Source organism: Streptomyces sp. NPDC042638, assembly GCF_040647235.1.
GTDB classification, from domain to species: Bacteria; Actinomycetota; Actinomycetes; order Streptomycetales; family Streptomycetaceae; genus Streptomyces; species Streptomyces rameus.
In genome coordinates, this window is sequence record NZ_JBEZBT010000025.1 from 43,946 (window position 1) to 65,925 (window position 21,980).

The window sequence follows — 21,980 nt, forward strand, 5'->3', positions numbered from 1 at the left end:
CGCCGCCTCACGCGCCGTCCTCCCTGCCCACCGCCTCACGCGCCGTCCTCCCTGCCCACCGCCTCACGCGCCGTCCTCCCTGCCCGACGCTTCACGCGCCGTGCTCACTGCGCCCCGCCTCGTCGTACGCCGCCCGCAGCCGTCGCACTCCCTCCGCGATCTCCCCGGTGCCGGCCACGGCTGCGAAACTCAGGCGGATGTGGGCGGCGGGAGGTTCGGCGCTGAAGTACGGGCGGCCCGGATTGAGGGCGACGCCCGCGCGCAGGGCGGCGGAGTGCAGTGCCGCCTCTCCCCCGGAACCGTAGGCATGGGAAGCGCCGCCGGCGCCCTCGGGAAGCCGCAGCCACAGGTGGTAGCCGCCGGACGGGACGTGCGGCAGGGCGAGTTCGGGCAGGTGCAGCCGCAGGCCCGCGGTCATGGCGTCACGGCGCGCCCTGAGTTCGGCGGACAGGGCGCGCAGGTGGCGCGGCCAGGCGGGTGCGCCGACGAGTTCCAGGGCCGCTTCCTGCAGCGGGCGGGGCACGAAGAAGGTGTCGACGATCTGGATGGCGCGCAGCCGTTCCAGCACCGGTCCGCGGGCGGCGAGGGCACCGACCCGGAAGCTGGGCGAGGTCGCCTTGGTGAGGGAGCGCACGTGGACGACGACGCCGTCGGGATCGTCGGCGGCGAGCGGACGCGGCAGGGGCCCCGAGTCGTCGTGGACCAGCCGCCGTACGAAGTCGTCCTCCACGACGAAGGCACCGGCTTCGCGGGCGATGCGCAGCACCTCCGGGCGCCGCTCGGGGGCGAGGACCGCTCCGGTGGGGTTCTGGAAGAGGGGCTGGCACACGAAGACGCGGGCGCCGGTGGCGCGGAACGCGTCGGCGAGCAGGGCGGGCTTCACACCGTCCGCGTCGACCGGTACGGGCACCGGGCGCAGTCCGGCCGCGCGGGCCACGGCCAGCATGCCGGGGTAGGTGGGTGACTCGACCAGTACCGGGGCGCCCGGCGGGGCGAGGGCCCGCAGCGCGGTGGTCAGCGCGGACTGGCCGCCGGCCGCGATCAGCACCTCGGCTGCGGTGACGGTGTCGCCGATGTCGCGCGCGAACCACTCGCGCAGCTCGGGCAGTCCGTCCAGGGGCGGCCGGCCCCAGGCACCGGGGCGGCGGCCGGCCCGGGACAGCGCCTCGGCCATGGCCTTCTCGGGCTGGAGCACGGGGTGGAGGTAGCCCCCGCTGAACTCGATCACTCCGGCCGGCGGTGTGGCGAGACAGGCGGTGACGCCGGAGGCGTCGACGGTGCGGGGGACGACGTCGGCGGCGCCGTCGGCGCTGAGGGCGACCTCCTGCCAGGAGGTGTCGCCCCCCGGTACCAGCGGGGTGCGCGGCCGGGCACGGAAGGCCCCGGCACCGGGCCGGGTCACGACCAGTCCCTCGGCGGCGAGCTGGGCGAGGGCCCGCGAGACGGTCACCGGGCTCACCCGGAACCGCTCGACCAACGCTCGGCTCGACGGGAGCTTTCCACCAGGAGAGTAGCGGTCCAGCTCCAGTCGAAGCTGTTCTGTCAGCTCACCCACACTGCTACGCTGCTGCATGAGGACACAGAGTAGCGCTACTACCGCGAGCCCGATAGCGGTCACGGCCCCCCGGGAACACCGTCGCCTGGGCACCGCCCAGGCCGCCCTCGGTGTGACGGCCTTCTCTCTGACGTTCCCGTCGACCGCCTGGGGCCTGGAGAGCTTCGGCCCCTGGTCCCTGGTGGCGGTGCGCGCCGTGCTCGCCGCCCTGGTCGCCGGCGGCTGCCTGCTCGCCACGAGGGCACGGCTCCCGGCGCGGCGCCATCTGGGCGGCCTGGCCGTGGTCGCCGCCGGCGTGGTGGTGGGCTTCCCGATGCTGACCACACTCGCTCTGCGGACGTCCACCACGGCCCACGCGGCCGTCGTGGTGGGCCTGCTGCCGCTGACCACCGCCGTGTTCTCGGCCCTGCGCACCGGCGCCCGGCCCTCCCGCCGGTTCTGGCTGGCCGCCGTGGCGGGTGCGGCGGCCGTGATCGCCTTCACCCTCGGCCAGAGCGGCGGGGCGCTCACCAGCGCCGACGGTTATCTCTTCGCGGCCCTGCTGGTGTGCGCGGCCGGGTACACCGAGGGCGGCCGGCTGGCCCGGGTCATGCCGGGCTGGCAGGTCATCGGCTGGGCGCTGGTGCTGTGCCTGCCGCTCGGCGTGCCGGCCGCCGCGGTGGCACTGGCCCGGGAACCGGTGCACCTCACCGGGCACGGCGTCGCCGGCGTGCTGTGGGCGGCGCTCGGTTCGCAGTTCCTGGGGCTGGTCGTCTGGTACCGCGGGATGGCGGCCATCGGCATCCCGCGGGCCAGCCAGTTGCAGTTGGCTCAGCCCCTGCTCACACTGGTGTGGTCGGCGCTGCTGCTGGGCGAGCACTTCACGGCGGCCGCTCCGCTGACCGCCGTGGCCGTGCTCGTGTGCATCGCCGTCACACAGCGGTCGTGATCAGGAGGAGGGCCTGTCAAGATGCACGCATCCAAGGGTGACCGCCTTGTCCAGCACGGCAGGGTGGTGGGCCAGCACGACCAGGAATCCGAAGTCGTCGAGGTACTCGGGCACGAGGGCAACCCGCCCTACCGCGTCCGTTTCGCGGACGGGCACGAGGCGATCATGTCCCCCGGGCCCGACTGCCAGGTCAAGCACGAGAACGAGCGACACCACTAGGGTCTCCCGGGACCCTGGTCACCGCGGTGGTTCCGCCGGCCCCCGGTAGTGGTCGGCGGCCACCCGGGCCATCGCCCCGATCCGGTCGGCCGCCACATCCTTGGCGGCGAAGAACACGTGCCCGCGCACCTGCGGATACCCGGCGGCAAGGGTGAGGTGGCGGGACAGCTCGACCGGGTCCCGCCAGGCCGACGGCTGCCCGGCGGTGCCGGCCCGGTACAGCGCCTCGCCGATGTACAACTGCGTCTTGGTGCCCTTGGCGACCCGCGCCCACCACGCGACGAGTTCGGCGTAGTCCGCGCCGGCGTTGCCGATGTGCCAGTAGAGCTGCGGGGCCACGTAGTCGATCCAGTGCTCGCGCACCCACGTGCGGGTGTCCGCGTACAGGTCGTCGTACGTCTCGACGCCCGCCCGCGTGTCGGAGCCGCGCGCGTCGGTCGTCGCGTTGCGCCACACCCCGAAGGGGCTGATCCCGAACCGGGTGCCGGGCCGGACCCTCCTGATACCGGCGGCCATCTCCCGCACCAGCGTGTCGATGTTGTCCCGGCGCCAGGCGGCCCGGCTGGGGAAGGCGCCGCCGTGCCGGTCGTAGGCGTCGTCGTCGTCGAAGGTCTGCCCGGCCACCGGATAGGGGTAGAAGTAGTCGTCGAAGTGGACGGCGTCGAGCGGGTACCGGGCGACCGCGTCCAGCATCGCCCGCTGCACGAAGGCGCGGACCTCGGGCAGACCGGGGTTGTAGTACAGCCGGCCGCCGTACGGCACCGCCCACGTGGGGTGCCTGCGAGCCGGGTGCGCGGCGGCGAGCCGGCCGGGATCGGTGTGGTTGGCGATCCGGTACGGGTTGAACCAGGCGTGCAGGCGCAGACCCCGGGCGTGGGCCTCCGTGACCGCCGTGCCGAGCGGGTCCCAGCCGGGGTTCCTGCCCTGCGTGCCGGTGAGGTACTCGGACCAGGGCTCGTACGGCGACGGCCACAGCGCGTCGGCCGTGGGCCGCACCTGGAGGATCACCGTGTTGAGCCGGTGACGGACCGCCCGGTCGAGGTGGGCGATCAGCTCCTTGCGCTGCTCGGCCGCCGTCCGGCCGGGCCGCGAGGGCCAGTCCCGGTTGCCGACGGTCGCGATCCAGACGCCCCGCATCTCGGCGGTCGTACGGGGCGCACGACCGGCGCCGGCCACCTCCCGGGCCGGACCGCCGGTGTCCGCGGCCACCGCGCCCGGCGCCGTGACCAGCGTGGACAGTGCGGCCAGAGCGAAGACCCGCCGCGACATGCGCCCCATCTGCGACTCCCCGTACCCTTCGGATCCGCTCCGTCACGGATCGTCACAGGCTCCAGGATGGCCCCACCCGGGCGATCGATCATCGATACTTGACGGTAACGTGCACGATCGGAGCAGGCGCCGAACCCGGAGGTCTGCCAGCGAGCCGGACGACCAGCGAAGGGGACGATGTGACGGGCATCCCAGGGGGAGACATTACGCGCGTCGGAGTCGTGGGCTGCGGCCAGATGGGCGCGGGCATCGCCGAGGTGTGCGCCCGCGCGGGACTGGACGTGAAGGTCGCCGAGACCACCGGCGAGGCCCTGGAGATCGGCCGTACCCGGCTGTTCAACTCCCTGGCCAAGGCCGCCGACCGCGGCAAGATCACCGAGGCCGAGCGGGACGACACGCAGGCGCGGCTGAGCTTCACCACCGATCTCGGCGAGTTCGCCGACCGGGACCTGGTGATCGAGGCCGTCGTCGAGAACGAGCAGGTGAAGACCGAGATCTTCCAGGTGCTCGACCAGGTGGTGACCCGGCCGGACGCGATCCTGGCCTCCAACACCTCCTCGATCCCGCTGGTGAAACTGGCGGTCGCCACCTCCCGCCCGGACCATGTCGTCGGCATCCACTTCTTCAACCCGGCCCCGGTGCAGCAGCTGGTCGAGCTGATCCCGGCGCTCACCACCTCCGAGGGGACGCTCAGCCGCGCCCAGGTCTTCGCCGAGAAGGCGCTCGGCAAGCACGCCATCCGCGCCCAGGACCGCTCCGGGTTCGTGGTGAACGCGCTGCTGGTGCCCTACCTGCTGTCGGCGATCCGGATGTTCGAGTCCGGCATCGCGAGCCGTGAGGACATCGACAACGGCATGGAGATGGGCTGCGCGCACCCGATGGGTCCGCTGAAGCTCTCCGACCTGATCGGCCTGGACACCATCGTCTCCATCGCCAACTCGATGTACGCCGAGTACAAGGAGCCGCTGTACGCCGCTCCCCCGCTGCTGCAGCGCATGGTAGAGGCGGGCCGGCTGGGGCGGAAGACCGGCTCGGGGTTCTACACCTACGCCTGATTACGAAGAGCGACGCCCGCGGGCCCGGCACTCGGAAGGGTGCCGGGCCCGCGTGTTTCACACACCGTGTGCGCGCCGGGCACGCATATGCCCGTCGCACACGCTCCCCATGCGCCCACCAGGCGAGTTGACTCTTCATGCGCATGCAAGGGATGCGGACCATCCACTTCCACTACCGAAAGGAGCGGACCCGTGACCGCCGACCCGGAGCATCCCGTGGTCCATGGAGAACTCGCAGAGTTACGGCGCCGCCTCGACGTGGCTTACGCCCGTGTCGAGGGAGGGCTGGCGCTGCTCCGCCACCGCACCGAGGAGACCGCCAAGGAGCTGGACGATCTGAACTCCCGGATGGCCTCGCTGGAACATACCCGCTGGCCGCTGCCCTCGCTCGCCGCGCTGAGCGCGCTCGGTGCGCTGGTGGTGACGGTCTGGCAGGCGCTGGCCGCCCACTAGCCCGCCGGCTCGCTAGCCCTCGTTGAGCCTGAGGTGGTGCAGCAGGAGTAAGGCGGCCGCCATGTTGGCGGCCGGGACCTCCCCACGGGCGATCAGGTCGGGAACGAGCTTGAGGGGGACCCATTCCCGCCGGTCCGACTCGAAGTCGTCCACGGGGGGCCCGACGTACTCTCCCCGGTCGGTCCAGTAGATGTGGTGCCGGGCGTCGGTGAGGCCGTTGGACGGCTCCACGCTCATCAGGTGGTGCAGGGGCCCCGGCCGCCAGCCGGTCTCCTCCTCCAGCTCCCTGGCCGCCGCCGCCGCGATGTCCTCGCCGTCCTCGACGACGCCCGCGGCCAGCTCCCATCCCCAGCTGTCGGTGATGAAGCGGTGCCGCCACAGCAGCAGCACCTCGTTCGCCTCGTTGACGACCGTGGCCACGGCCACGGGGCGCAGCCGGATGAGGAAGTGGTCCAGGTGCCGGCCGTCCGGCAGCTCTACGTCTGCCAGATTGACGCTGAACCAGCGGTTTTCATACACAGTTTGTTCGTTCTGCTTCGTCCACTGCACGGTTCTGCCACCTTCCGCCGAGTAAGTGGCAATATCGCAGCAGTGGCGGTCCTCCCCACAGTGGGCCTACAGCGGTACGCGCAGCGCCCCGTCGATCAGTTCGGCGGCCTCGGCGGTGTCCGCCGACCCGCAGCGGGCCAGATGCTCGCGTACCGCGCGAAGTCTGTCGCGCAGCCGCTGGGACTCCATGCCGCGGGCCTGCTCCGCCATCTGCACGGCGGTGGCAACCGCCTTGTCGGCGTTGCCCTGGCGCAGTTCGATGGTGCTGAGCATGGCCAGCCGGTGCACCCGCCCCCGGTCGTGGGCGGGGTTGTCGACGGCCGCCGCCGCGTGCTCCCGGGCGGCGGCGAGTTCCCCGAGGCTGAGCAGTGCCTCCGCCACCTGCACATTGACGAGCCCCGGCTGCACGTACCCGGTCTCGTCGGGCTCGTGGCCGCGCCGGATCCGGTCGGCCGCCGTCTCCGCGCGCCGGATGCAGGACAGCGCGCTGCCGCTGTCGCCGAGGTGCGCGTACGCCTTGGCCTGCATCGCGTACAGGTCGGAGGTGAGCGCCGGGGTGAGGTTCCGGTCGGCGGCGCGCAGCGCGGCCTCGGCGAAGGCGACGGCCTGCCGGTACTCCCGCATGAACAGCGACTGGTTGACCAGCAGGGCGATCACATAGGCCCCGAGTCCCCGGTCGCCGCTGGCCTTCGCGAGCCGCAGCGCCTGGTGGAAGTAGCGCTGGGCCAGTCCGTGGGCATCGGAGTCGTACGCACAGATCCCCGCGATCGCCACCAACCCGCCCGTCGCACGGTGCAGTTGGCGCCCGGTGGCATCCGTGTAGCTGCCGCGCAGCAGGGGCGCGGTCTCGGCGTTGAGGAAACCGACGATCCGCGTCCGGGTCGCGATCCCGCCGGCCTTCCGGTACATCTGCTCGTAGTGCGTCCGGGCGGCGCGCAGCATCTCGATGTCGGCCGCGGTGACCCGGTGCCGGCCGCCCCGGGAGACGTCGACGTCCTCGGGCGGGTTCTCCCACTCCCACACCGGCATCACGGCCGGGGTCCCGGTGACCGCGGGGGCACCCAGCACATGGGGCCGCTGCTGTTCGTCCGACCGCCACAAGGCGGTGGCCCGCTCCACGAAGCCGGACAGCGAACCGGGATGCGGTGTGCTCGGTTCGCCGGGCACACCCAGACCGGTGTCGTCCAGCGTGACCGGCCGGCGCAGCCGGGCGGCCAGCACCTCGCAGATCAGGTCGGGCACCTGACCGCGGGGCCGCTGGCCTTTCAACCACCGTGCCACGGCGGTGTGTTCGTAGCGCAGCGCGAGACCGCGGGCGCGTCCCGCCTGGTTGACGTGGGCGGCGAGACCGGCGTGCGAGATCCCCGCCTCGTCCAGGATGGCGTCGAGCAGAGTGTTGGGCTGCATGGGATGCCCCCCAAGTGGCCTGGTGCGGTCAGCGTAGTGGGTGGGCGTTCACACGGGGTGTGAACGCAGTGCCCGTATCCGGGCTGTGCGCGCGGTGTCGCTCAGCGTGTCGCGCCGGTTGACTGAAGTGCCGGCCAAGCCGCCGGTTCCCCCTCGAAAAGCGGTGGCTTGGCCGGGTGACCACGGAGGGCGCCGCTAGCGGTGCGGAGCCGGCTGCGGGTGGGCGGGGGCGTGGCGCGCGGTGTCCCGCGCCCCGGACAGCCGTACCTCTTTCCGGTCGGTCCGGTCGGTCCGGTCGTGCCGGTCGGTCCGGTCGTTCCGCAGGACCAGTACCGCGATGTCGTCCGCGGGGTGCTCGCCGGTGTGGTGCAGAAGGGCGCCGAAGACCGTGCGCAGAACCGTCTGCGGTGACACGGGATGCTCGCGCACCACCTCGCGCAGCACGTCCCGCAGTGCGAAGAACCTCCCCCGGCCGTCCCGCGCGTCCTCGGCGCCGTCCGTGAACAGCACGAGGGACTCCCCCGCGAGCAGCCGGCCGCAGGACCCGGCTTCCAGCTCCGCCGGCAGCGGGAACGGTCCCAGCGGCGGGAGGGGTTCCGCGCGTGTCAGCGGGTCGACGCTCGTACCCCTGAGCACGTAGGGCCACGGGTGACCGCAGTTGAGGGCGCGCAGTTCGCCGTCCCGGCCGATCTCCAGGAGCAGGACCGTGACGAACTCCTCCGCGACCGGGTTGTCCGGGTCGGTGGCGCTCTGCGCCGGGTGTTCGGCGCGGGCGCGTTCGCGCAGGTGGCGGCCGAGGGCGCGGTCCAGTCTGCGCAGTACGCGGCCCAGTTCGGGCTCGTCGTGGGCGGCCTCGCGGAAGCTGCCGAGGAGGGCGGCGACGGTGCCGAGGGCGGCCAGACCGTGCCCCCGCACGTCACCCATCACCACCCGGACGCCGTGCTCGGTGGCGATCACCTCGTACAGATCACCGCCGACGCACGCGCCCCGGTCGGCGGACAGCTGGGCGGCGGCGACGTTGAGCCCGTCCAGCCGCGGCGGCGGCGGACGCAGGACGACGCTCTGCGCGACGCGCGCCGCCCGTCGGGCGAGCCGCAGTTCCTGGAGCGGGGTGCGGCGGACGTGGAATATGAGACCGGTGCCGACGGCGACGAACACGGCGCTGGTGACGATGCGCGCCCCGAGCCCGTCCTGCTGGGCGAGCGGGCAGCCGAACTTGTAGCCGACCGCGACGGCTCCCCAGACCGTGGGCAGTACGGCTGCCCGCCCGGTGGGCGCCCGTGCCTTGATTCGGATCATGCCTGAGGTCCCCCATGTGGGCCTGACAGAGCAGACGGACCGACCCCGAAAGGCCGGTCCGATTCTGTCGAGAGGCATGACCCGGGTGGGTCGGATCGCCCGTGGTTCCCACCCGAACGAGTGAGGCGTTCCGAGCCACCCCGCATTTATGCGGCTGACGGCGGTGCCGGGGCGCCCCGAAGGACGGGCGAACCGCGCGGCGGCCCCGCACTGCCCGGGGCCACGGCGCGGGAACAGTTCCCCCGCGCCGTGGGCGAACGAGAGGCCTAGCCCCGCAGGACCGCCCCGGTACGCTCGCCGGCGAGCGCCACGGCCGCGTCCCGCGCGGCCGAGGCCTCGTCGACGGTCAGCGTGCGGTCCGCGGCGCGGAACCGCAGCGCGTACGCCAGGGACTTCTTGCCGTCGCCGAGCTGCTCGGCGTTCTCGTACACGTCGAACAGCCGGATGGACTCCAGCAGCTCACCCGCACCCGCGCGCAGCGCCGCCTCGACCTCCGCGGCCGGCACCGGCCTGTCGACGACGAGGGCGACGTCCTGCGTGGCGACCGGGAACGTGGAGATCCTCGGAGCCTGGGGGACGCCGTCGGCCACCGCCTCCAGGGCGTCCAGGTCCAGCTCCATCGCGGACGTGCGCTCGGGCAGGCCCAGGGCCTTGAGGACACGCGGGTGCAGTTCTCCCGCATGGCCCACGACCCGCTCGGTGCCGTCGGCGAGGACGGCCAGCTCGGCGCAGCGGCCGGGGTGCCAGGGACCGTACTGGCCCTTGCGGACGATCAGCTCGGCCCCGGCCTCACGGGCGACCGTGCGCGCCGCCTCGACGGCGTCGGCCCAGTCGGCCGGGCGGCCCTTGCCCCACCAGCCGGCCTGCTCGCGAGCGCCGGCGAGGACGACGGCGACGTGCCGCGGCTGCTCGGGCAGCGCGGCGTTCAGCGCGGCGATCTCCTCGTCGGTGGGACGCCGGTCGACGGGCAGGTGCACGGCGGCGCCCCGCTCCTCACGCGGCAGGAAGACCAGGCCGGTCTCGAACAGCGCCAGATCGTGCGAACCCCGGCCGTCGTTGCGCCGCAGGGCGCCGAGCAGGCCCGGCAGCAGCGTCGTCCGCAGCGCGGGCTCCTCGTCGCTGAGCGGGTTGACCAGCTTCACGACGCGGCGGGCCGGGTCGTCGGCCGCCAGGCCGAGCTGGTCGAAGACACGCTCGCCGAGGAACGGGTAGTTCGGCGCCTCGACGTAGCCCGCGCCGGCCAGCGCCCGGCCGACCCGGCGGTGCAGCCGCTGACGGGGGGTCAGGCCGCGGCCCGAGGGGAGCTTGGGCAGCGTGGAGGGCAGGTTCTCGTAGCCCTCCAGGCGGATGACCTCTTCGGCCAGGTCGTTGGGGTCGACCAGGTCGGGCCGCCAGGACGGGACGGTGACGATCAGTTCGTCCTGCCCGTACACGTCGCAGCCGACCTGCTGGAGCCGGCGTACGACCGTCTCGCGGCCGTAGTCGACGCCCGCGACCTTGTCCGGGTGGCCCGCCGGGAGGGTGATGGTGTGCGGGGCCGAGGGCGCGATGATCTCGGTGACGCCGGCCTCCGCCGTACCGCCCGCGAGGAGCATCAGCAGGTCCACCGTGCGCTGCGCGGCGGCAGCGGCGGCCTGCGGGTCGACGCCCCGCTCGAAGCGGCGGGACGCCTCGGACAGCAGCTTGTGGCGGCGGGCGGTCCGCGCGACCGACACCGCGTCGAAGTGGGCGGCCTCGATGACCACGTCGGTCGTGCCCTGCTCGGTGGCCTCGTGGTCCGCGATCTCGGTGTTGGCGCCGCCCATCACGCCGGCGAGGCCGATCGGTCCGCGCTCGTCGGTGATGACCAGGTCTTCGGCGTGCAGCTTGCGCTCGACACCGTCGAGGGTGACGAGCTTCTCCCCCTCCTCGGCCCGGCGCACGCCGATGGGGCCCTGGACCAGGTTCCGGTCGTAGGCGTGCAGCGGCTGGCCCAGCTCCATCATCACGTAGTTCGTGATGTCGACGGCGAGCGAGATCGGGCGCATGCCGACCTTCTGCAGCCGGCGCTGGAGCCAGATCGGGGAGCGCGCCTCGGGGCGCAGGCCGGTGACCGTGCGCGCGGTGAAGCGGTCGCAGCCGAAGGGGTCGGAGACCTGGACCGGGTAGCCGTAGGCGTTCGGCGCGGGGACGTCGATCAGGGCGGGGTCGCGCAGCGGCAGGCCGTAGGCGATGGCGGTCTCGCGGGCGACACCGCGGATGGACAGGCAGTCGCCGCGGTTGGCGGTGACGGCGATGTCCAGGACCTCGTCGACCAGCTCCAGCAGCTCGATGGCGTCCTTGCCGACCTCGGTCTCCGGCGGCAGCACGATGATGCCGTGGCTGCCGTCGTCGCCCATGCCCAGCTCGTCGCCGGAGCAGATCATGCCGTGCGAGGTCTTGCCGTAGGTCTTGCGGGCGGCGATGGAGAAGCCGCCGGGGAGCGTGGCACCGGGCAGGACCACGACGACCTTGTCGCCGACGGCGAAGTTGCGGGCGCCGCAGACGATCTCCTGGGGCTCGCCGGTGCCGTTGGCCTGGCCGACGTCGACGGTGCAGAAGCGGATCGGCTTCTTGAAGCCCTCCAGCTCCTCGATGGTCAGCACCTGGCCGACGACCAGGGGGCCCTTGAGGTCGGCACCGAGCTGTTCGACGCTCTCGACCTCCAGACCGGCCGAAATGAGCTTGGCCTGGACGTCACGGCCGGTCTCGGTCGCCGGCAGGTCGACGTACTCCCGCAGCCAAGAAAGCGGGACCCGCATCAGATCTCCATCCCGAACGGCCGGGTGAACCGGACGTCACCCTCGACCATGTCTCGCATGTCTTCGACGTTGTGGCGGAACATCAGCATCCGCTCGATGCCGAACCCGAAGGCGAAGCCGCTGTACTTCTCCGGGTCGACGCCGCAGGCGGCGAGCACCCGCGGGTTGACCATGCCGCAGCCGCCCAGTTCGATCCAGCCCTCGCTGGAGCAGGTGCGGCAGGGCCGGTCGGGGTTGCCGACGGAGTCGCCCTTGCAGACGTAGCAGAGCATGTCCATCTCGGCGCTCGGCTCGGTGAAGGGGAAGAAGTTCGGCCGCAGCCGGGTCTTCATGCCCGCACCGAACAGCGACTGGACCATGTGGTCCAGGGTGCCCTTGAGGTCGGCCATGGTCAGGCCCTCGTCCACGGCGAGCAGCTCGACCTGGTGGAAGACGGGCGTGTGCGTGGCGTCCAGCTCGTCGGTGCGGTACACGCGGCCGGGGCAGATCACGTAGACCGGCAGCTCCCGGTCGAGCAGCGAGCGGATCTGCACGGGCGAGGTGTGGGTACGGAGCACCACACCGGAGTCGGCCGTGCCGTCCGGACCCTCGACGAAGAAGGTGTCGGCCTCGCCGCGGGCCGGGTGGTCGGGGCCGATGTTGAGGGCGTCGAAGTTGAACCACTCGGCCTCGACCTGCGGGCCCTCGGCGACCTCGTAGCCCATGGCCACGAAGATGTCCTCGATGCGCTCGGACAGCGTGGTCAGGGGGTGGCGGGCGCCGGGCGGGACGCGGTCGTACGGCAGCGTGACGTCGACGTCCTCCTCGACCAGCACGCGGGCGTCGCGCTCGGCCTCCAGCTCGGCCTGGCGGGCGGCGAGGGCCTTGTTCACGGCGCCGCGGGCCATGCCGACGCGCTTGCCGGCGTCGGCCTTGGCGTGCGGGGGCAGGGCGCCGATCTCGCGGTTGGCGAGGGCCAGCGGGGAGGCCGGGCCGGTGTGCGCGACCTTGGCCTCGTGGAGCGCGTCGAGGGAGTCCGCGGCGGCGAAGGCGGCGAGCGCCTCGTCCCGCATGCGCTCGATCTCTTCCGGTTTCAACGCCTCGACCTCTACAGGGTCGTACGACTTATTCGGTGCCGACATCTCTTCCCGTACTTCCGATTGGCTGGCGGATGGTCCCCGTCACCGACTCGCGAGGGCCGCGTGAAGGACACAAAGGTGCCAAAGGCCGAGTCTAACGGGGTGAAGGAACGCGAATGCGCCCGCGGGGCGCTCAGGCCAGATAAGCCGGGGCCGCCACGGGCAACGTAAACCGGAACTCGGCGCCGCCGACGGGGGCGCGCCCGACCGTGATGGTGCCGCCGTGGGCCTCCACGATGCCCTTGACGATGTACAGCCCAAGGCCCGTGCCGCCGCGCTTGCTGCCCCGCCAGAAGCGGGTGAAGACGCGGTTCATGGACTCCTCCGGGATGCCGGGCCCCTCGTCGCTCACCGTGACCGACGTGCCGGTTTCCTCGCCCTCGCGCGGGGATGCCGAGGGCGTGACGTCAATGGTGACGGTTCCCTCCCCGTGCCGCACGGCATTTTCGATGAGGTTGCTGAGAACCTGGTCGATCTTGTCGGGGTCGGCCCACAGGGCGGGCAGCGGCTGTTCGATGCGGAGCAGGAAGCGGCCGGCGGACTGGCCGGCGGCGACGTACGCCTGGATGTGCCGGGAGACCGCGGCCCCGATGTCGACGGGCTGGCGGCGCACCTCCAGCCGCCCGGAGTCGATCCGGGAGATGTCCAGCAGCTCGGCGATGAGGCGGGTGACCCGGTCGGCGTCGGCGTCGACGGTCTCCAGCATGAGCCGTTTCTGGTCGTCGGTGAACCGTTCCCACTTGGCGAGCAGGGTGGCGGTGAAGCCCTTCACGGAGGTCAGCGGGGAGCGCAGCTCGTGGGCGACGGTGGCGATCAGCTCGGCGTGGCTGCGCTCGGTGCGGCGCCGGGCCTCGGTGTCCCGCAGGGAGACGACCACGCACCGCACCGGTCCCAGTGGCGCGTCGCGTACGTAGCGGGCGGAGACGAGGACCTCCCGGCCGCCCGGCAGCAGCAGGTTGCGTTCCGGCTGCCGTACCCGGATGGCGAGCCCGCCGTAGGGGTCGGTCAGCTGCCACCAGCGGCGCCCCTCCAGGTCCTCCAGGGGCAGCGCCTTCTCCAGGGACTGCCCGAGGGCGTCGGCGGGCCGTACCGCGGTGATGCGCGCTGCGGCGGCGTTGAAGCAGGTCACACGGCCCTGCTCGTCGGCGACGACGAGACCGTCGGGTAGCTGGTCCGGGTCGAGGCCCGCATGATCGCCCTGCCGGGGCAGGGGCGTGTGCCGCGCGTCCCCGCCCTCCGGCGCGGTGCTCGTGCCGGCCACACTCATCCCCGTACCCCACCTCTCAGACGGCGCAGGGCCCCGAGCTGGTCACCCTACTAGCTCCCGGTTACAGAGCGGCACCCTCCGGAGGCGCGCTGTGCACGGGCCGACGCGTAGAGACATACGGCGGCGGCCGTGGCGAGGTTCAGGCTCTCGGCCTTCCCGTGGATGGGGACGCGTACCACGGCGTCGGCGAGGGCGCGGGTCTCCTCCGGCAGTCCCCATGCCTCGTTCCCGAACACCCAGGCGGTGGGCCCGCCCATGGCGCCCCTGTCCAGCTCCTCGTCCAGGTCGCGGTCGCCCGCTCCGTCGGCGGCGAGGATGCGCACCCCGGCCTCCTTCAGGCCGGCCACGGCCCGCTCGACGGGGACGCCGACGGCGACGGGCAGGTGGAAGTGCGAGCCGACGGAGGCGCGCACGGCCTTGGGGTTGTACAGGTCGACGGAGGCGTCGGTGAGGATCACGGCCTCGGCGCCGGCGGCGTCGGCGCAGCGCAGCACGGTGCCGGCGTTGCCGGGGTCCCGCACATGGGCGAGGACGGCGACCAGCTTGGGCCGGGCGGCGAGGATGTCCTCGAAGGGGGTGTCGAGGAACCGGCAGACGCCGACCAGCCCCTGCGGGGTGACGGTGGTGGAGATGTCGGCGATGACCTCGTCGGAGGCGAGGTGCACCTGGGCGCCCGCGGTCCGGGCCTCGCCGATGATGTCGGCGTACCGCTCCGCGGCCTCCGGGGTGGTGAACAGCTCGACCAGGGTGGGGCTGCCGTCGGCCCGGTGCCCGGCCGCTTCCCTGACGGCCTGCGGACCCTCCGCGAGAAACAGCCGGTCCTTGCCCCGGAAGTTCCGCTTGGCGAGCCGCCGGGCAGCGGCGACACGGGTCGACCGGGGGGAGATCAGCTCGGGGCTGACGGGGGGCATGCTCTTCTTCACCTTCAGGAGAGTCGTCGTCCGATGTGCAACGCCGTGGCACCCAACAACAGGACCCGCAAGCCTTGTCAGCCTGCGGGTCCTACAGTGAACGTCGGCTCACGGCCGGCGTGGCGTCACGCGGCCTTGGGGGCGTTGACGTCCGACGGCAGCGCCTTCTGCGCGACCTCGACGAGCGCCGCGAAGGCGTTGGCGTCGTTCACGGCCAGCTCGGCCAGGATCTTGCGGTCGACCTCGATGTTCGCGGCCTTCAGACCCTGGATGAAGCGGTTGTAGGTGATGCCGTTGGCGCGGGCAGCGGCGTTGATGCGCTGGATCCACAGCTGACGGAAGTCGCCCTTGCGCTTCTTGCGGTCGTTGTAGTTGTAGACCAGCGAGTGGGTGACCTGCTCCTTGGCCTTGCGGTACAGGCGCGAACGCTGACCGCGGTAGCCGGAGGCCTGCTCGAGGATCGCCCGGCGCTTCTTGTGGGCGTTGACTGCCCGCTTGACGCGTGCCACTTGTTAACTCCTTGTAGCGGGGTCGTGGGGGTGCTCACACGACCCGGAAACGATTCGGTCCCGGTCCTGGCGTACGGCGCTCAGCGGATGGAGCGCCGGTACGTCACTTGCCGAGAAGCTTCTTGATCTTCGCGGCGTCGCCCGGGGCCATCTCGGCGTTGCCGGTGAGGCGACGCGTGACGCGGGACGACTTGTGCTCGAGCAGGTGGCGCTTGCCGGCGCGCTCGCGGAGCACCTTGCCGGAGCCGGTGATCTTGAAGCGCTTGCTGGCACCGCTGTGCGACTTGTTCTTCGGCATAGCGCCGTTATCTCCTCGTCGGTGGCGCTCCGGTGCCCGGTCGTGAAACCGGGCACGGTGGAGCGTCGCTCTTGTTTCGGTTACATCCTCGGGGACGGGTGTCCCCCGGGATCACGCCTCGGCAGGCTCCTCGTACGGAGCCTCGGCGGGCTCCTCCGACGACGCCTCAGCCTCGGCAGGGTTCTGCGACTTGCCGGGGTTCGCCTTCGCCTCGGCCTTGCGGGCCTCCTGCGCCTGACGGGCCTCGGCCATCGCCTCGGTCTTCTTCTTGTGCGGACCGAGAACCATGATCATGTTTCGGCCGTCCTGCTTCGGGTTCGACTCGACGAACCCGAGGTCCTGGACGTCCTCCGCGAGACGCTGCAGCAGTCGGTAGCCCAGCTCGGGGCGGGACTGCTCGCGACCACGGAACATGATCGTGATCTTGACCTTGTCGCCCTGCTTGAGGAACCGGACGACGTGACCCTTCTTGGTGTCATAGTCGTGCGGGTCGATCTTCGGCCGGAGCTTCATCTCCTTGATGACCGTGTGCGCCTGGTTCTTGCGCGCCTCACGGGCCTTCATGGCCGACTCGTACTTGAACTTCCCGTAGTCCATGAGCTTGCACACGGGCGGACGGGCGTTCGCCGCGACCTCGACCAGGTCCAGGTCGTACTCCTGCGCAAGCTCCAGTGCCTTAGCGAGCGGGACAATGCCCACCTGCTCGCCACTGGGACCGACAAGTCGCACCTCGGGAACGCGAATCCGGTCGTTGATGCGGGGCTCGGCGCTGATGGATCCTCCTCGGTAGCACCACACGGCGGTCTGGCGGACAGCCGCGTAACGTCTCTGTTCGTTAGACCTAACCGCGCCGAAGCACAAAAAATGCCCCGGACGATCACAGGCGGGCGGGCTCCAATGACTACCGGAGCACCGCCGCGGTGACCGCGGGGCGCACATTCGGGCGACTCCATCGTCCGTACGGAACGATGGTGGCCGCCTGACCGGAGACCCGCCGCCCCGGAGGACGGTCAGGTGGGAGATCGGAGCCTCCACTTGTGGGCCGGTCCTCCGTGTTTCGCACATGGCATGACCGGCCGGTCGACATCCAGGATAGCAGGATCGTCCGACAAGGGCTAATTGAAGGACCCCGGTCCGGACCGCCTATCGTTTGGGGCATGAGTGACACCCCTCCTGAGTCCCCCGACTTCGACGCCATGACCCGCGACATCGCCGAGGTCCCCGCCGTCGAGGTGATCGTGACGGTCGCCGTCAACCTGATGAGCGCCTCCGCCGTGAAGCTCGGGCTCAGCGAGGAGGGCGAGAAGTACAAGGACCTGGACGAAGCCCGCAAGCTGATCACCGCGCTCGCCGGCCTGCTGGACGCGAGCGCGACCGAGGTCAGCTCCTTCCACGCGGCGCCGCTGCGCGACGGCCTGAAGTCGCTGCAGCTGGCGTTCCGCGAGGCGTCGATCGTCCCGGACGAGCCGGGCCAGGGGCCGGGCGAGAAGTACACCGGCCCGGTCTACGGCTGAGCTAACCCTTCACGTACAGGGGCTCGCCCGGAGGCGTGGTCCCGGCCGGCAGCAGCGCCAGGTCGAGGCCGCGCACCAGGCGGGCCCTCAGTGTTTCGTCGGCGGCGAGACGGTCGGCGACCGCGCGGGCGGCCTCGGCGGGCGGCACGGCCGGGTCCAGGACGAGGGCGAGGGTGCCGTCGGCCTGCCCCGGCCCGAGGTGGGCGCGGAGCACGGCGGGCTCCGCCGCCACCGCCGCGCGGACGGCCTCCACCACGGCGGGGTCGGCGAGCGGGTCGGTGCTGGTACGGCCCTCGGCGAGGGCGAGCAGCGCCGGGCCGGTCAGCTCGAACGGCACGGGCCCGGCGAGGTCCAGCACGACCGTGTCCGCCTTCTCGTGGGCGGCGGCCTCCAGTGCCTGGTGCAGCGGTACGGCGACCGGGCGGGCCGCGGGGTCCCAGCGGGCGAGGGAGTCGGTGGAGGTGAAGGCGGGCAGCGCGGTGCGGTGGCCGGCCTTCAGAGTGGGTACGGCCATGTCGCTGGTCTTCTCGCGGCGCAGTCCGTTCTCGTCCTCCTCGACCTCGCCGAGCACGGCGACGACGGGGACCAGCAGGCGGGCGCCCTTCAGCGCCTCGAGCACCGGGCCGAGGGCACTGCGGTCCTCGGCCCAGGCGGCGAGCGCCGCGCTCAGCCGGGGGTCGGCGGAGCCGTCGTCGTCGGAGAAGCCGGAGTCGGGAATGTTCTTGTTCGCCACGGTCACCGACCCTATCGGCACCTCGCCGGCCCTCCGCGCGGGAGTCGTCACCTGAGGCTTCGCGGGAGTCCTCACGGGAATCTCAGCCTTCCCTGACCCGGCTCTCATGCCGGTCCGGCGGAGCGCACAGCCGGCGCCCCGAGCATCGCGGGCATGAGATCTTCCAGAACCCGCCGTCGCGCGCGCCCGCCACGGCACCGGGCGCTGCTGCGCACCGCGCTCGCCGTCGCCGCCGTGGGCGGGATCGCGGCCGGCGGCACGGTCTGTGTGGCGGCGCGGGCGCGCTCCGGGGCGGCGGCCGTATCGTCGGCGGCGGCGCCCTCGGCCACCTCCTCGGCCGGGGCGGGCGAGGAGGCGTCGGTGGAACCCGTGACGGAGCCCGCGGTGGACCGGGACGCGCTGCTGAGCGCGGCGATGGCGCGGGTCGCGGTGCCCTCGGGCGCGAAGGTGTCGGCGGCGGTCCTGGCGGTGGGCTCCGGTGAGAGCGCCGGGTACGGTGACGCGGCCTTCGACACGGCGAGCATCGTCAAGGTCGACATCCTGGCCGCCCTGCTGCTCCAGGCGCAGGACGCGGGCCGGCGGCTGACGGCCACCGAGAAGGCGTACGCCGCGCAGATGATCGAGAACAGTGACAACGCGTCCGCGACGGCGCTGTGGCACACGATCGGGCGGGCGGCCGGACTGGACGCGGCGAACGAACGCTTCGGGCTGGCCGGGACCGTCGGCGGGGAGGGCGAGCTGTGGGGGCTGACCCAGACCACCGCGGTGGACCAACTGGCGCTGCTGAAGCAGGTGTTCGGGGCGGAATCGGAGCTGAGCGCGGCCTCGCGGGCGTATGTGCGGGGGCTGATGGGGGCGGTGCGGGCCGATCAGCGGTGGGGGGTGTCGGCGGCTGCGGCGGGCGGCTCCTGGGCGCTCAAGAACGGGTGGCTGCCGCGCAGCACGACGGGGCTGTGGGACGTCAACAGCATCGGCCGGGTGTCGGTGGACGGCACCGACTACCTGGTGGCGGTGCTGTCGAACGGCACGGTGAGCCGGGAGCGGGGTATCTCCCTGGTGGAGGCGGCGGCGCGGGCGGCGGTGTCGGCGTTCGGCGACGGATGACGTCGACTCGGCGTCCGGCGTCCGGCGTCCGGCGATGGGTGGCGGGCGACGTGTCGACTCCGCGTTCGGCGACGGATGGCGGATGACGGATGGCGGATGACATCGACCTGTACGACGCCCCGTGCGGGCCGGCGCACGAGCCTCTCCGGTCTCGGTTGGGCGGGCTCCGGTCTCGACCGGGGGGAGGTTCCGGTCTCCGGTCTCGGCCGGGGGGAGGTTCCGGTCTCCGGTCTCGGCCGGGGGGAGATTCCGGTCTCCGGCCAGGCGGTCTCCGGCCGGGCGGTCTCCGGCCGGGCGGGCTCGGCCAGGCGGGCTCGGCCGAGCGGACACCGGCCGCGGTCTCCGGCCAGGCGTCTCGGCCCGGCGGGCTCGGCCGGGCGGACGCCGGCTCCGGTCTCTGGCCAGGCGGGCTCAGCCGGGCGGACGCCGGCCGCGCGGGGCCGGGCCCCTGTTGTGCTGGGCCCTGTTGTGCTGGGCGGGGCGCGTCGCCCGTAGGACGGGGACGCCCGTGGACCGGGTACACCGCCGGGCCGGGGCGGCAGGGGTCAGACCGGCCTTCTGCGGCCCCGCCAGAGGACCACGCCGGCCACCAGGAGGACGCCGCCCGCGCCGCCGGCGAGCGGGGCCGCCCAGTCGGCGGCGCCGCTCGTGGCCGTCGCGGTGTCCGGGCCGGCACCGAAGTACCTCTCGTCGTACGCCGCGGCGCGCAGGCGTCCCTGGGGCCGCAGGCGGGCCGCCGCCTTCAGGGCCGCCGCCGGGTCGATCATGCCGAAGCCCCGGGAGTCGTCCCGCCCGCCGACCGGGGCGTCCCGGGCGGTGTCCTCCAGGAGTTTCTTGATCTGGGCCGGGGCGAGGCCCGGGTGGGCCGACCTGATCAGTGCCACGGCGCCGGAGACGAAGGCGGAGGCCGCGCTCGTGCCCCAGCCCGCGTAGTACTTGTGGTCGGGGTCGGCGATGACGACGTCGACGCCGGGCGCGCTGACGGCCGCGTACCAGCGGCGGGTGGAGAAGGCGGCGCGGGTGCCGTACTTGTCCACGGCGGTCGCGGCGATGACGCCCGGGTAGGCTGCCGGATAGGAGACGTGGTCGCCCTTGTCGCCGCCGTTGCCCGCGGAGGCGACGACGACCACGCCCTTGTTCAGGGCGTACTGCACGGCCTCGTCCTCGCCGGGTTCCGGATGGGCCGAGTCCGAGTCGTCGCCGAGGGAGAGGTTGATGACGTCCGCGCCGTGGTCGGCGGCCCAGCGGATGCCGTCGGCGAGGGCGTTGCCGCGGGTGGTGCGGGCCTTGGCGCGGGCGGGGTCGCCGTCCTCCAGGATCACGCGGACGGGCAGGATCCGCGCCTCGGGGGCCACGCCCAGGACGCCGTCGGTGTCGCCGGGGCCGTGGCCGTGCCCCGCGATGATGCCGGCCATGGCGGTGCCGTGCCGGGCCCAGGTGCGGTCGCCGGGGCCGGCACCGAAACCGATCATGTCCTTGGCGGGCAGCACGTTGCCGGTGAGGTCGGGGTGGTCGGCCTCGACGCCGGTGTCGAGGACGGCGACGGTGACGCCCTGGCCCTTGGTGGTCTGCCACGCCTCCTTCAGGTGGAGGGCGGACAGGCCCCACTGCTGGCCGCGGAGGCCGTCGGCGTGGGCGGTGGACGGCAGCAGGGCGAGGGAGCCGGCGAGCAGCAGGCTCACTGCCGCTGCGGGGGCGCCCGCGCGGTAGCCGCGCCTCGGTCGTTTCACGGGGAGTCCTCCGTGGCCGTGCCGACGGTCTGGCGCAGGCGCCGCTGGACGCGGTCGGCCAGGCCCTGGGCCTCGTTGCCGAGGCCGGCCTGGGCGGGCGCCGTGGTGGCGCCGGAGCGGACGGCGTCCGCGGCGGGCTGGGGCGAGTCGACCGTACGGCCGTCGGCCCAGCCGGAGACGGCGTAGGCGACGACGGGGGCGTCGGTGAGGACGGAGACGGTCCAACAGGCCCGCTGCGCATCGCCGAAGCCGGCGGCGGCCGTACCGGGGGCGGCGTACGGCCGGGGCATCAGGTCGGCGCGCCGGTCCAGGTGTTCGTCGCGGAAGCGGGCGGCGAGCGCGGACATGGCGGCGGGGTCGGCGTCGGTGAAGAGCAGACCGACGGTGGTGACGTAGCTCTGGGTGGCGTCGGTGTAGGTGGCGCGCAGCAGCCGCCGGCAGCCGACCGGGGCGAGGGCCGTGTGCAGCAGCGGGTCGAAGGCGTGGGCGCAGCCGCTGTCCGGGGCCACGGCGATCCGGGTCCAGCTGCGGTCGGCGCCGCCGGGACCGGCGCCCGTGCCCTGGACGGTGGGCGGGAACAGGTCGTCCACGGGCACGCTGTGCCAGAGTGTTCCGGCGGTGGCGAACGCGTTCGCCGCGCCGCCGTCCTCGCTGTCACCGGTGAGCCAACTCCCGGTCACGGCACCGCTGATGAGGCCGAGGCCGAGCACGAGACAGGCGGCGGCAGCGGCGGTGCGCGGGCCCACCCGGGGGCGGTGGCGCGCACCGGACAGCTCGGGTTCCGCGAACGACACGACGGGCCGGCCGGCCGGGGCGGCACTCCAGGAGTGCACCGGGTCCGGCGCGACGGGGCTCGCCGTATGAGCAGGCGCCATCGAACTCCGGCCGCGCGCGTCCGGCAACGCCTCGGCACGACCGGGCGCGGGCACGGCGGAACCGGTACGGGGATCCCCCGCCGCCGCGGCGGGCGCGGGGCCGGGGTGTGAAGAGGGGTAGGGGGCCGGTGACGACGATGACGGCGGGGCGGGCCGGACCGGCCGCAGCCGCGCGGTCGTCTCCGAGGCTGTCTCGGCCGGTCCCCCCTGCCTCCCGGGCGCCCTGCCGGGCCGGAGCCGGGCGGTCGTCTCCGCGGCATCCGTCCGCGCGGCCCCGCCCACGGGCTCTGCCGGGACCGGCGCACCAGTCGATGACGCCGAGGCGTCCCGCCCCGCCGGGCTCGTCCCCGCTGCCGCTGCCCCCTGGCCCGCCGAAGCCCCCGCCCGACCCGAACCCACCTGACCCG

General features: G+C 73.1%; 21 protein-coding genes. 6 read left to right on the top strand and 15 right to left on the bottom strand.

Translation table 11 applies throughout. The features are described from left to right. Positions 1–91 precede the first annotated feature (91 nt). Positions 92–1,573, bottom strand: coding sequence for a PLP-dependent aminotransferase family protein (locus tag AB0B40_RS20945; RefSeq protein WP_345049396.1), 1,482 nt, complete (start codon positions 1,571–1,573; stop codon positions 92–94). Here AB0B40_RS20945 and AB0B40_RS20950 point away from each other — a divergent pair. Both AB0B40_RS20950 and AB0B40_RS20955 read left to right on the top strand, forming a co-directional pair. Further along, positions 1,572–2,483, top strand: a complete 912-nt coding sequence (locus AB0B40_RS20950) for a DMT family transporter (RefSeq protein ID WP_362264907.1) — start codon at positions 1,572–1,574, stop codon at positions 2,481–2,483. The two genes, AB0B40_RS20945 and AB0B40_RS20950, sit on opposite strands and share 2 nt — an antisense overlap. Positions 2,484–2,504: 21 nt before the next feature. Further along, positions 2,505–2,702 carry a DUF1918 domain-containing protein gene (locus AB0B40_RS20955; protein WP_345049388.1) on the top strand — a complete coding sequence of 66 codons (198 nt, stop codon included), beginning with the start codon at positions 2,505–2,507 and terminating at the stop codon, positions 2,700–2,702. A gap of 18 nt (positions 2,703–2,720) precedes the next feature. On the opposite strand, the gene AB0B40_RS20960 is transcribed toward AB0B40_RS20955, so the two are convergent. Further along, on the bottom strand, positions 2,721–3,980 hold the full coding sequence (locus AB0B40_RS20960; RefSeq protein WP_362264909.1) for a family 10 glycosylhydrolase: 1,260 nt from the start codon (positions 3,978–3,980) through the stop codon (positions 2,721–2,723). Positions 3,981–4,150: 170 nt separating this feature from the next. Here AB0B40_RS20960 and AB0B40_RS20965 point away from each other — a divergent pair, with 170 nt between their 5' ends. Further along, positions 4,151–5,026 carry a 3-hydroxybutyryl-CoA dehydrogenase gene (locus AB0B40_RS20965; protein ID WP_345049382.1) on the top strand — a complete coding sequence of 292 codons (876 nt, stop codon included), beginning with the start codon at positions 4,151–4,153 and terminating at the stop codon, positions 5,024–5,026. Between the two features lie 192 nt (positions 5,027–5,218). Then, positions 5,219–5,479, top strand: a complete 261-nt coding sequence (locus tag AB0B40_RS20970; protein WP_345049379.1) for a hypothetical protein — start codon at positions 5,219–5,221, stop codon at positions 5,477–5,479. Positions 5,480–5,491: 12 nt separating this feature from the next. Here AB0B40_RS20970 and AB0B40_RS20975 read toward each other — a convergent pair whose 3' ends face one another. The 10 genes from AB0B40_RS20975 to infC form a co-directional block, all read right to left on the bottom strand. Next, positions 5,492–6,028, bottom strand: a complete 537-nt coding sequence (locus AB0B40_RS20975; protein WP_345049376.1) for an NUDIX domain-containing protein — start codon at positions 6,026–6,028, stop codon at positions 5,492–5,494. Positions 6,029–6,094: 66 nt separating this feature from the next. Continuing rightward, positions 6,095–7,435, bottom strand: a complete 1,341-nt coding sequence (locus AB0B40_RS20980; protein WP_345049374.1) for a transcriptional regulator — start codon at positions 7,433–7,435, stop codon at positions 6,095–6,097. Between the two features lie 195 nt (positions 7,436–7,630). Further along, a complete protein-coding gene (locus AB0B40_RS20985) occupies positions 7,631–8,734 on the bottom strand; it encodes a PP2C family protein-serine/threonine phosphatase (protein WP_362264912.1) in 1,104 nt (367 codons plus the stop codon). A 266-nt stretch (positions 8,735–9,000) separates the two neighbouring features. Further along, on the bottom strand, positions 9,001–11,514 hold the full coding sequence (gene pheT, locus AB0B40_RS20990; RefSeq protein WP_345049368.1) for a phenylalanine--tRNA ligase subunit beta: 2,514 nt from the start codon (positions 11,512–11,514) through the stop codon (positions 9,001–9,003). Next, a complete protein-coding gene (gene pheS / locus AB0B40_RS20995; protein ID WP_362264914.1) occupies positions 11,514–12,635 on the bottom strand; it encodes a phenylalanine--tRNA ligase subunit alpha in 1,122 nt (373 codons plus the stop codon). The genes pheT and pheS overlap by 1 nt, the downstream gene beginning before the upstream one ends. Positions 12,636–12,765: 130 nt before the next feature. Further along, positions 12,766–13,899: an ATP-binding protein gene (locus AB0B40_RS21000; RefSeq protein ID WP_362264916.1), complete on the bottom strand. Its 1,134-nt coding sequence runs from the start codon at positions 13,897–13,899 to the stop codon at positions 12,766–12,768. A gap of 50 nt (positions 13,900–13,949) precedes the next feature. Then, on the bottom strand, positions 13,950–14,810 hold the full coding sequence (locus AB0B40_RS21005; RefSeq protein ID WP_345049362.1) for an RNA methyltransferase: 861 nt from the start codon (positions 14,808–14,810) through the stop codon (positions 13,950–13,952). Positions 14,811–14,935: 125 nt separating this feature from the next. Continuing rightward, positions 14,936–15,319 carry a 50S ribosomal protein L20 gene (gene rplT / locus AB0B40_RS21010; RefSeq protein WP_016642495.1) on the bottom strand — a complete coding sequence of 128 codons (384 nt, stop codon included), beginning with the start codon at positions 15,317–15,319 and terminating at the stop codon, positions 14,936–14,938. A 103-nt stretch (positions 15,320–15,422) separates the two neighbouring features. After that, positions 15,423–15,617 (bottom strand): 50S ribosomal protein L35, encoded by a 195-nt coding sequence (rpmI, locus tag AB0B40_RS21015; RefSeq protein ID WP_003977225.1) that lies wholly within the window; start codon positions 15,615–15,617, stop codon positions 15,423–15,425. A 111-nt stretch (positions 15,618–15,728) separates the two neighbouring features. Continuing rightward, positions 15,729–16,415 carry a translation initiation factor IF-3 gene (gene infC / locus AB0B40_RS21020; protein WP_345049358.1) on the bottom strand — a complete coding sequence of 229 codons (687 nt, stop codon included), beginning with the start codon at positions 16,413–16,415 and terminating at the stop codon, positions 15,729–15,731. 359 nt (positions 16,416–16,774) lie between these two features. Here infC and AB0B40_RS21025 point away from each other — a divergent pair, with 359 nt between their 5' ends. Further along, complete coding sequence (locus AB0B40_RS21025) at positions 16,775–17,131, top strand: DUF1844 domain-containing protein (RefSeq protein WP_345049355.1); 357 nt, start codon at positions 16,775–16,777, stop codon at positions 17,129–17,131. Position 17,132: 1 nt separating this feature from the next. Here AB0B40_RS21025 and AB0B40_RS21030 read toward each other — a convergent pair whose 3' ends face one another. Continuing rightward, the gene (locus AB0B40_RS21030; RefSeq protein WP_345049353.1) at positions 17,133–17,864 is read right to left on the bottom strand and encodes an SseB family protein; all 732 of its coding nucleotides are present in this window, start codon (positions 17,862–17,864) and stop codon (positions 17,133–17,135) included. A 153-nt stretch (positions 17,865–18,017) separates the two neighbouring features. On the opposite strand from AB0B40_RS21030, the gene AB0B40_RS21035 reads away from it, so the two are divergent. After that, entirely contained in the window at positions 18,018–18,968 is a 951-nt protein-coding gene (locus AB0B40_RS21035) for a serine hydrolase (RefSeq protein ID WP_362264920.1), read from the top strand. 545 nt (positions 18,969–19,513) lie between these two features. Here the strand turns inward: AB0B40_RS21035 and mycP are convergent. Next, a complete protein-coding gene (mycP, locus tag AB0B40_RS21040) occupies positions 19,514–20,698 on the bottom strand; it encodes a type VII secretion-associated serine protease mycosin (RefSeq protein WP_362264922.1) in 1,185 nt (394 codons plus the stop codon). Beyond that, positions 20,695–21,573 carry a hypothetical protein gene (locus AB0B40_RS21045; protein ID WP_345049349.1) on the bottom strand — a complete coding sequence of 293 codons (879 nt, stop codon included), beginning with the start codon at positions 21,571–21,573 and terminating at the stop codon, positions 20,695–20,697. Before AB0B40_RS21045 ends, mycP begins: the two co-directional genes overlap by 4 nt. Positions 21,574–21,980: the final 407 nt, after the last annotated feature.

Bases quoted from the DNA above. Each gene is read 5' to 3' on its own strand.
- AB0B40_RS21025 (WP_345049355.1), top strand. From the start codon at position 16,775: ATGAGTGACACCCCTCCTGAGTCCCCCGACTTCGACGCCATGACCCGC.
- pheS (WP_362264914.1), bottom strand. From the start codon at position 12,635: ATGTCGGCACCGAATAAGTCGTACGACCCTGTAGAGGTCGAGGCGTTG.
- AB0B40_RS20955 (WP_345049388.1), top strand. From the start codon at position 2,505: ATGCACGCATCCAAGGGTGACCGCCTTGTCCAGCACGGCAGGGTGGTG.
- AB0B40_RS20960 (WP_362264909.1), bottom strand. From the start codon at position 3,980: ATGGGGCGCATGTCGCGGCGGGTCTTCGCTCTGGCCGCACTGTCCACG.
- AB0B40_RS21005 (WP_345049362.1), bottom strand. From the start codon at position 14,810: ATGCCCCCCGTCAGCCCCGAGCTGATCTCCCCCCGGTCGACCCGTGTC.
- AB0B40_RS20985 (WP_362264912.1), bottom strand. From the start codon at position 8,734: ATGATCCGAATCAAGGCACGGGCGCCCACCGGGCGGGCAGCCGTACTG.
- AB0B40_RS21035 (WP_362264920.1), top strand. From the start codon at position 18,018: ATGAGATCTTCCAGAACCCGCCGTCGCGCGCGCCCGCCACGGCACCGG.
- pheT (WP_345049368.1), bottom strand. From the start codon at position 11,514: ATGCGGGTCCCGCTTTCTTGGCTGCGGGAGTACGTCGACCTGCCGGCG.
- AB0B40_RS20980 (WP_345049374.1), bottom strand. From the start codon at position 7,435: ATGCAGCCCAACACTCTGCTCGACGCCATCCTGGACGAGGCGGGGATC.
- AB0B40_RS21000 (WP_362264916.1), bottom strand. From the start codon at position 13,899: ATGAGTGTGGCCGGCACGAGCACCGCGCCGGAGGGCGGGGACGCGCGG.
- AB0B40_RS20950 (WP_362264907.1), top strand. From the start codon at position 1,572: ATGAGGACACAGAGTAGCGCTACTACCGCGAGCCCGATAGCGGTCACG.
- rpmI (WP_003977225.1), bottom strand. From the start codon at position 15,617: ATGCCGAAGAACAAGTCGCACAGCGGTGCCAGCAAGCGCTTCAAGATC.
- AB0B40_RS20945 (WP_345049396.1), bottom strand. From the start codon at position 1,573: ATGCAGCAGCGTAGCAGTGTGGGTGAGCTGACAGAACAGCTTCGACTG.
- AB0B40_RS21045 (WP_345049349.1), bottom strand. From the start codon at position 21,573: ATGGCGCCTGCTCATACGGCGAGCCCCGTCGCGCCGGACCCGGTGCAC.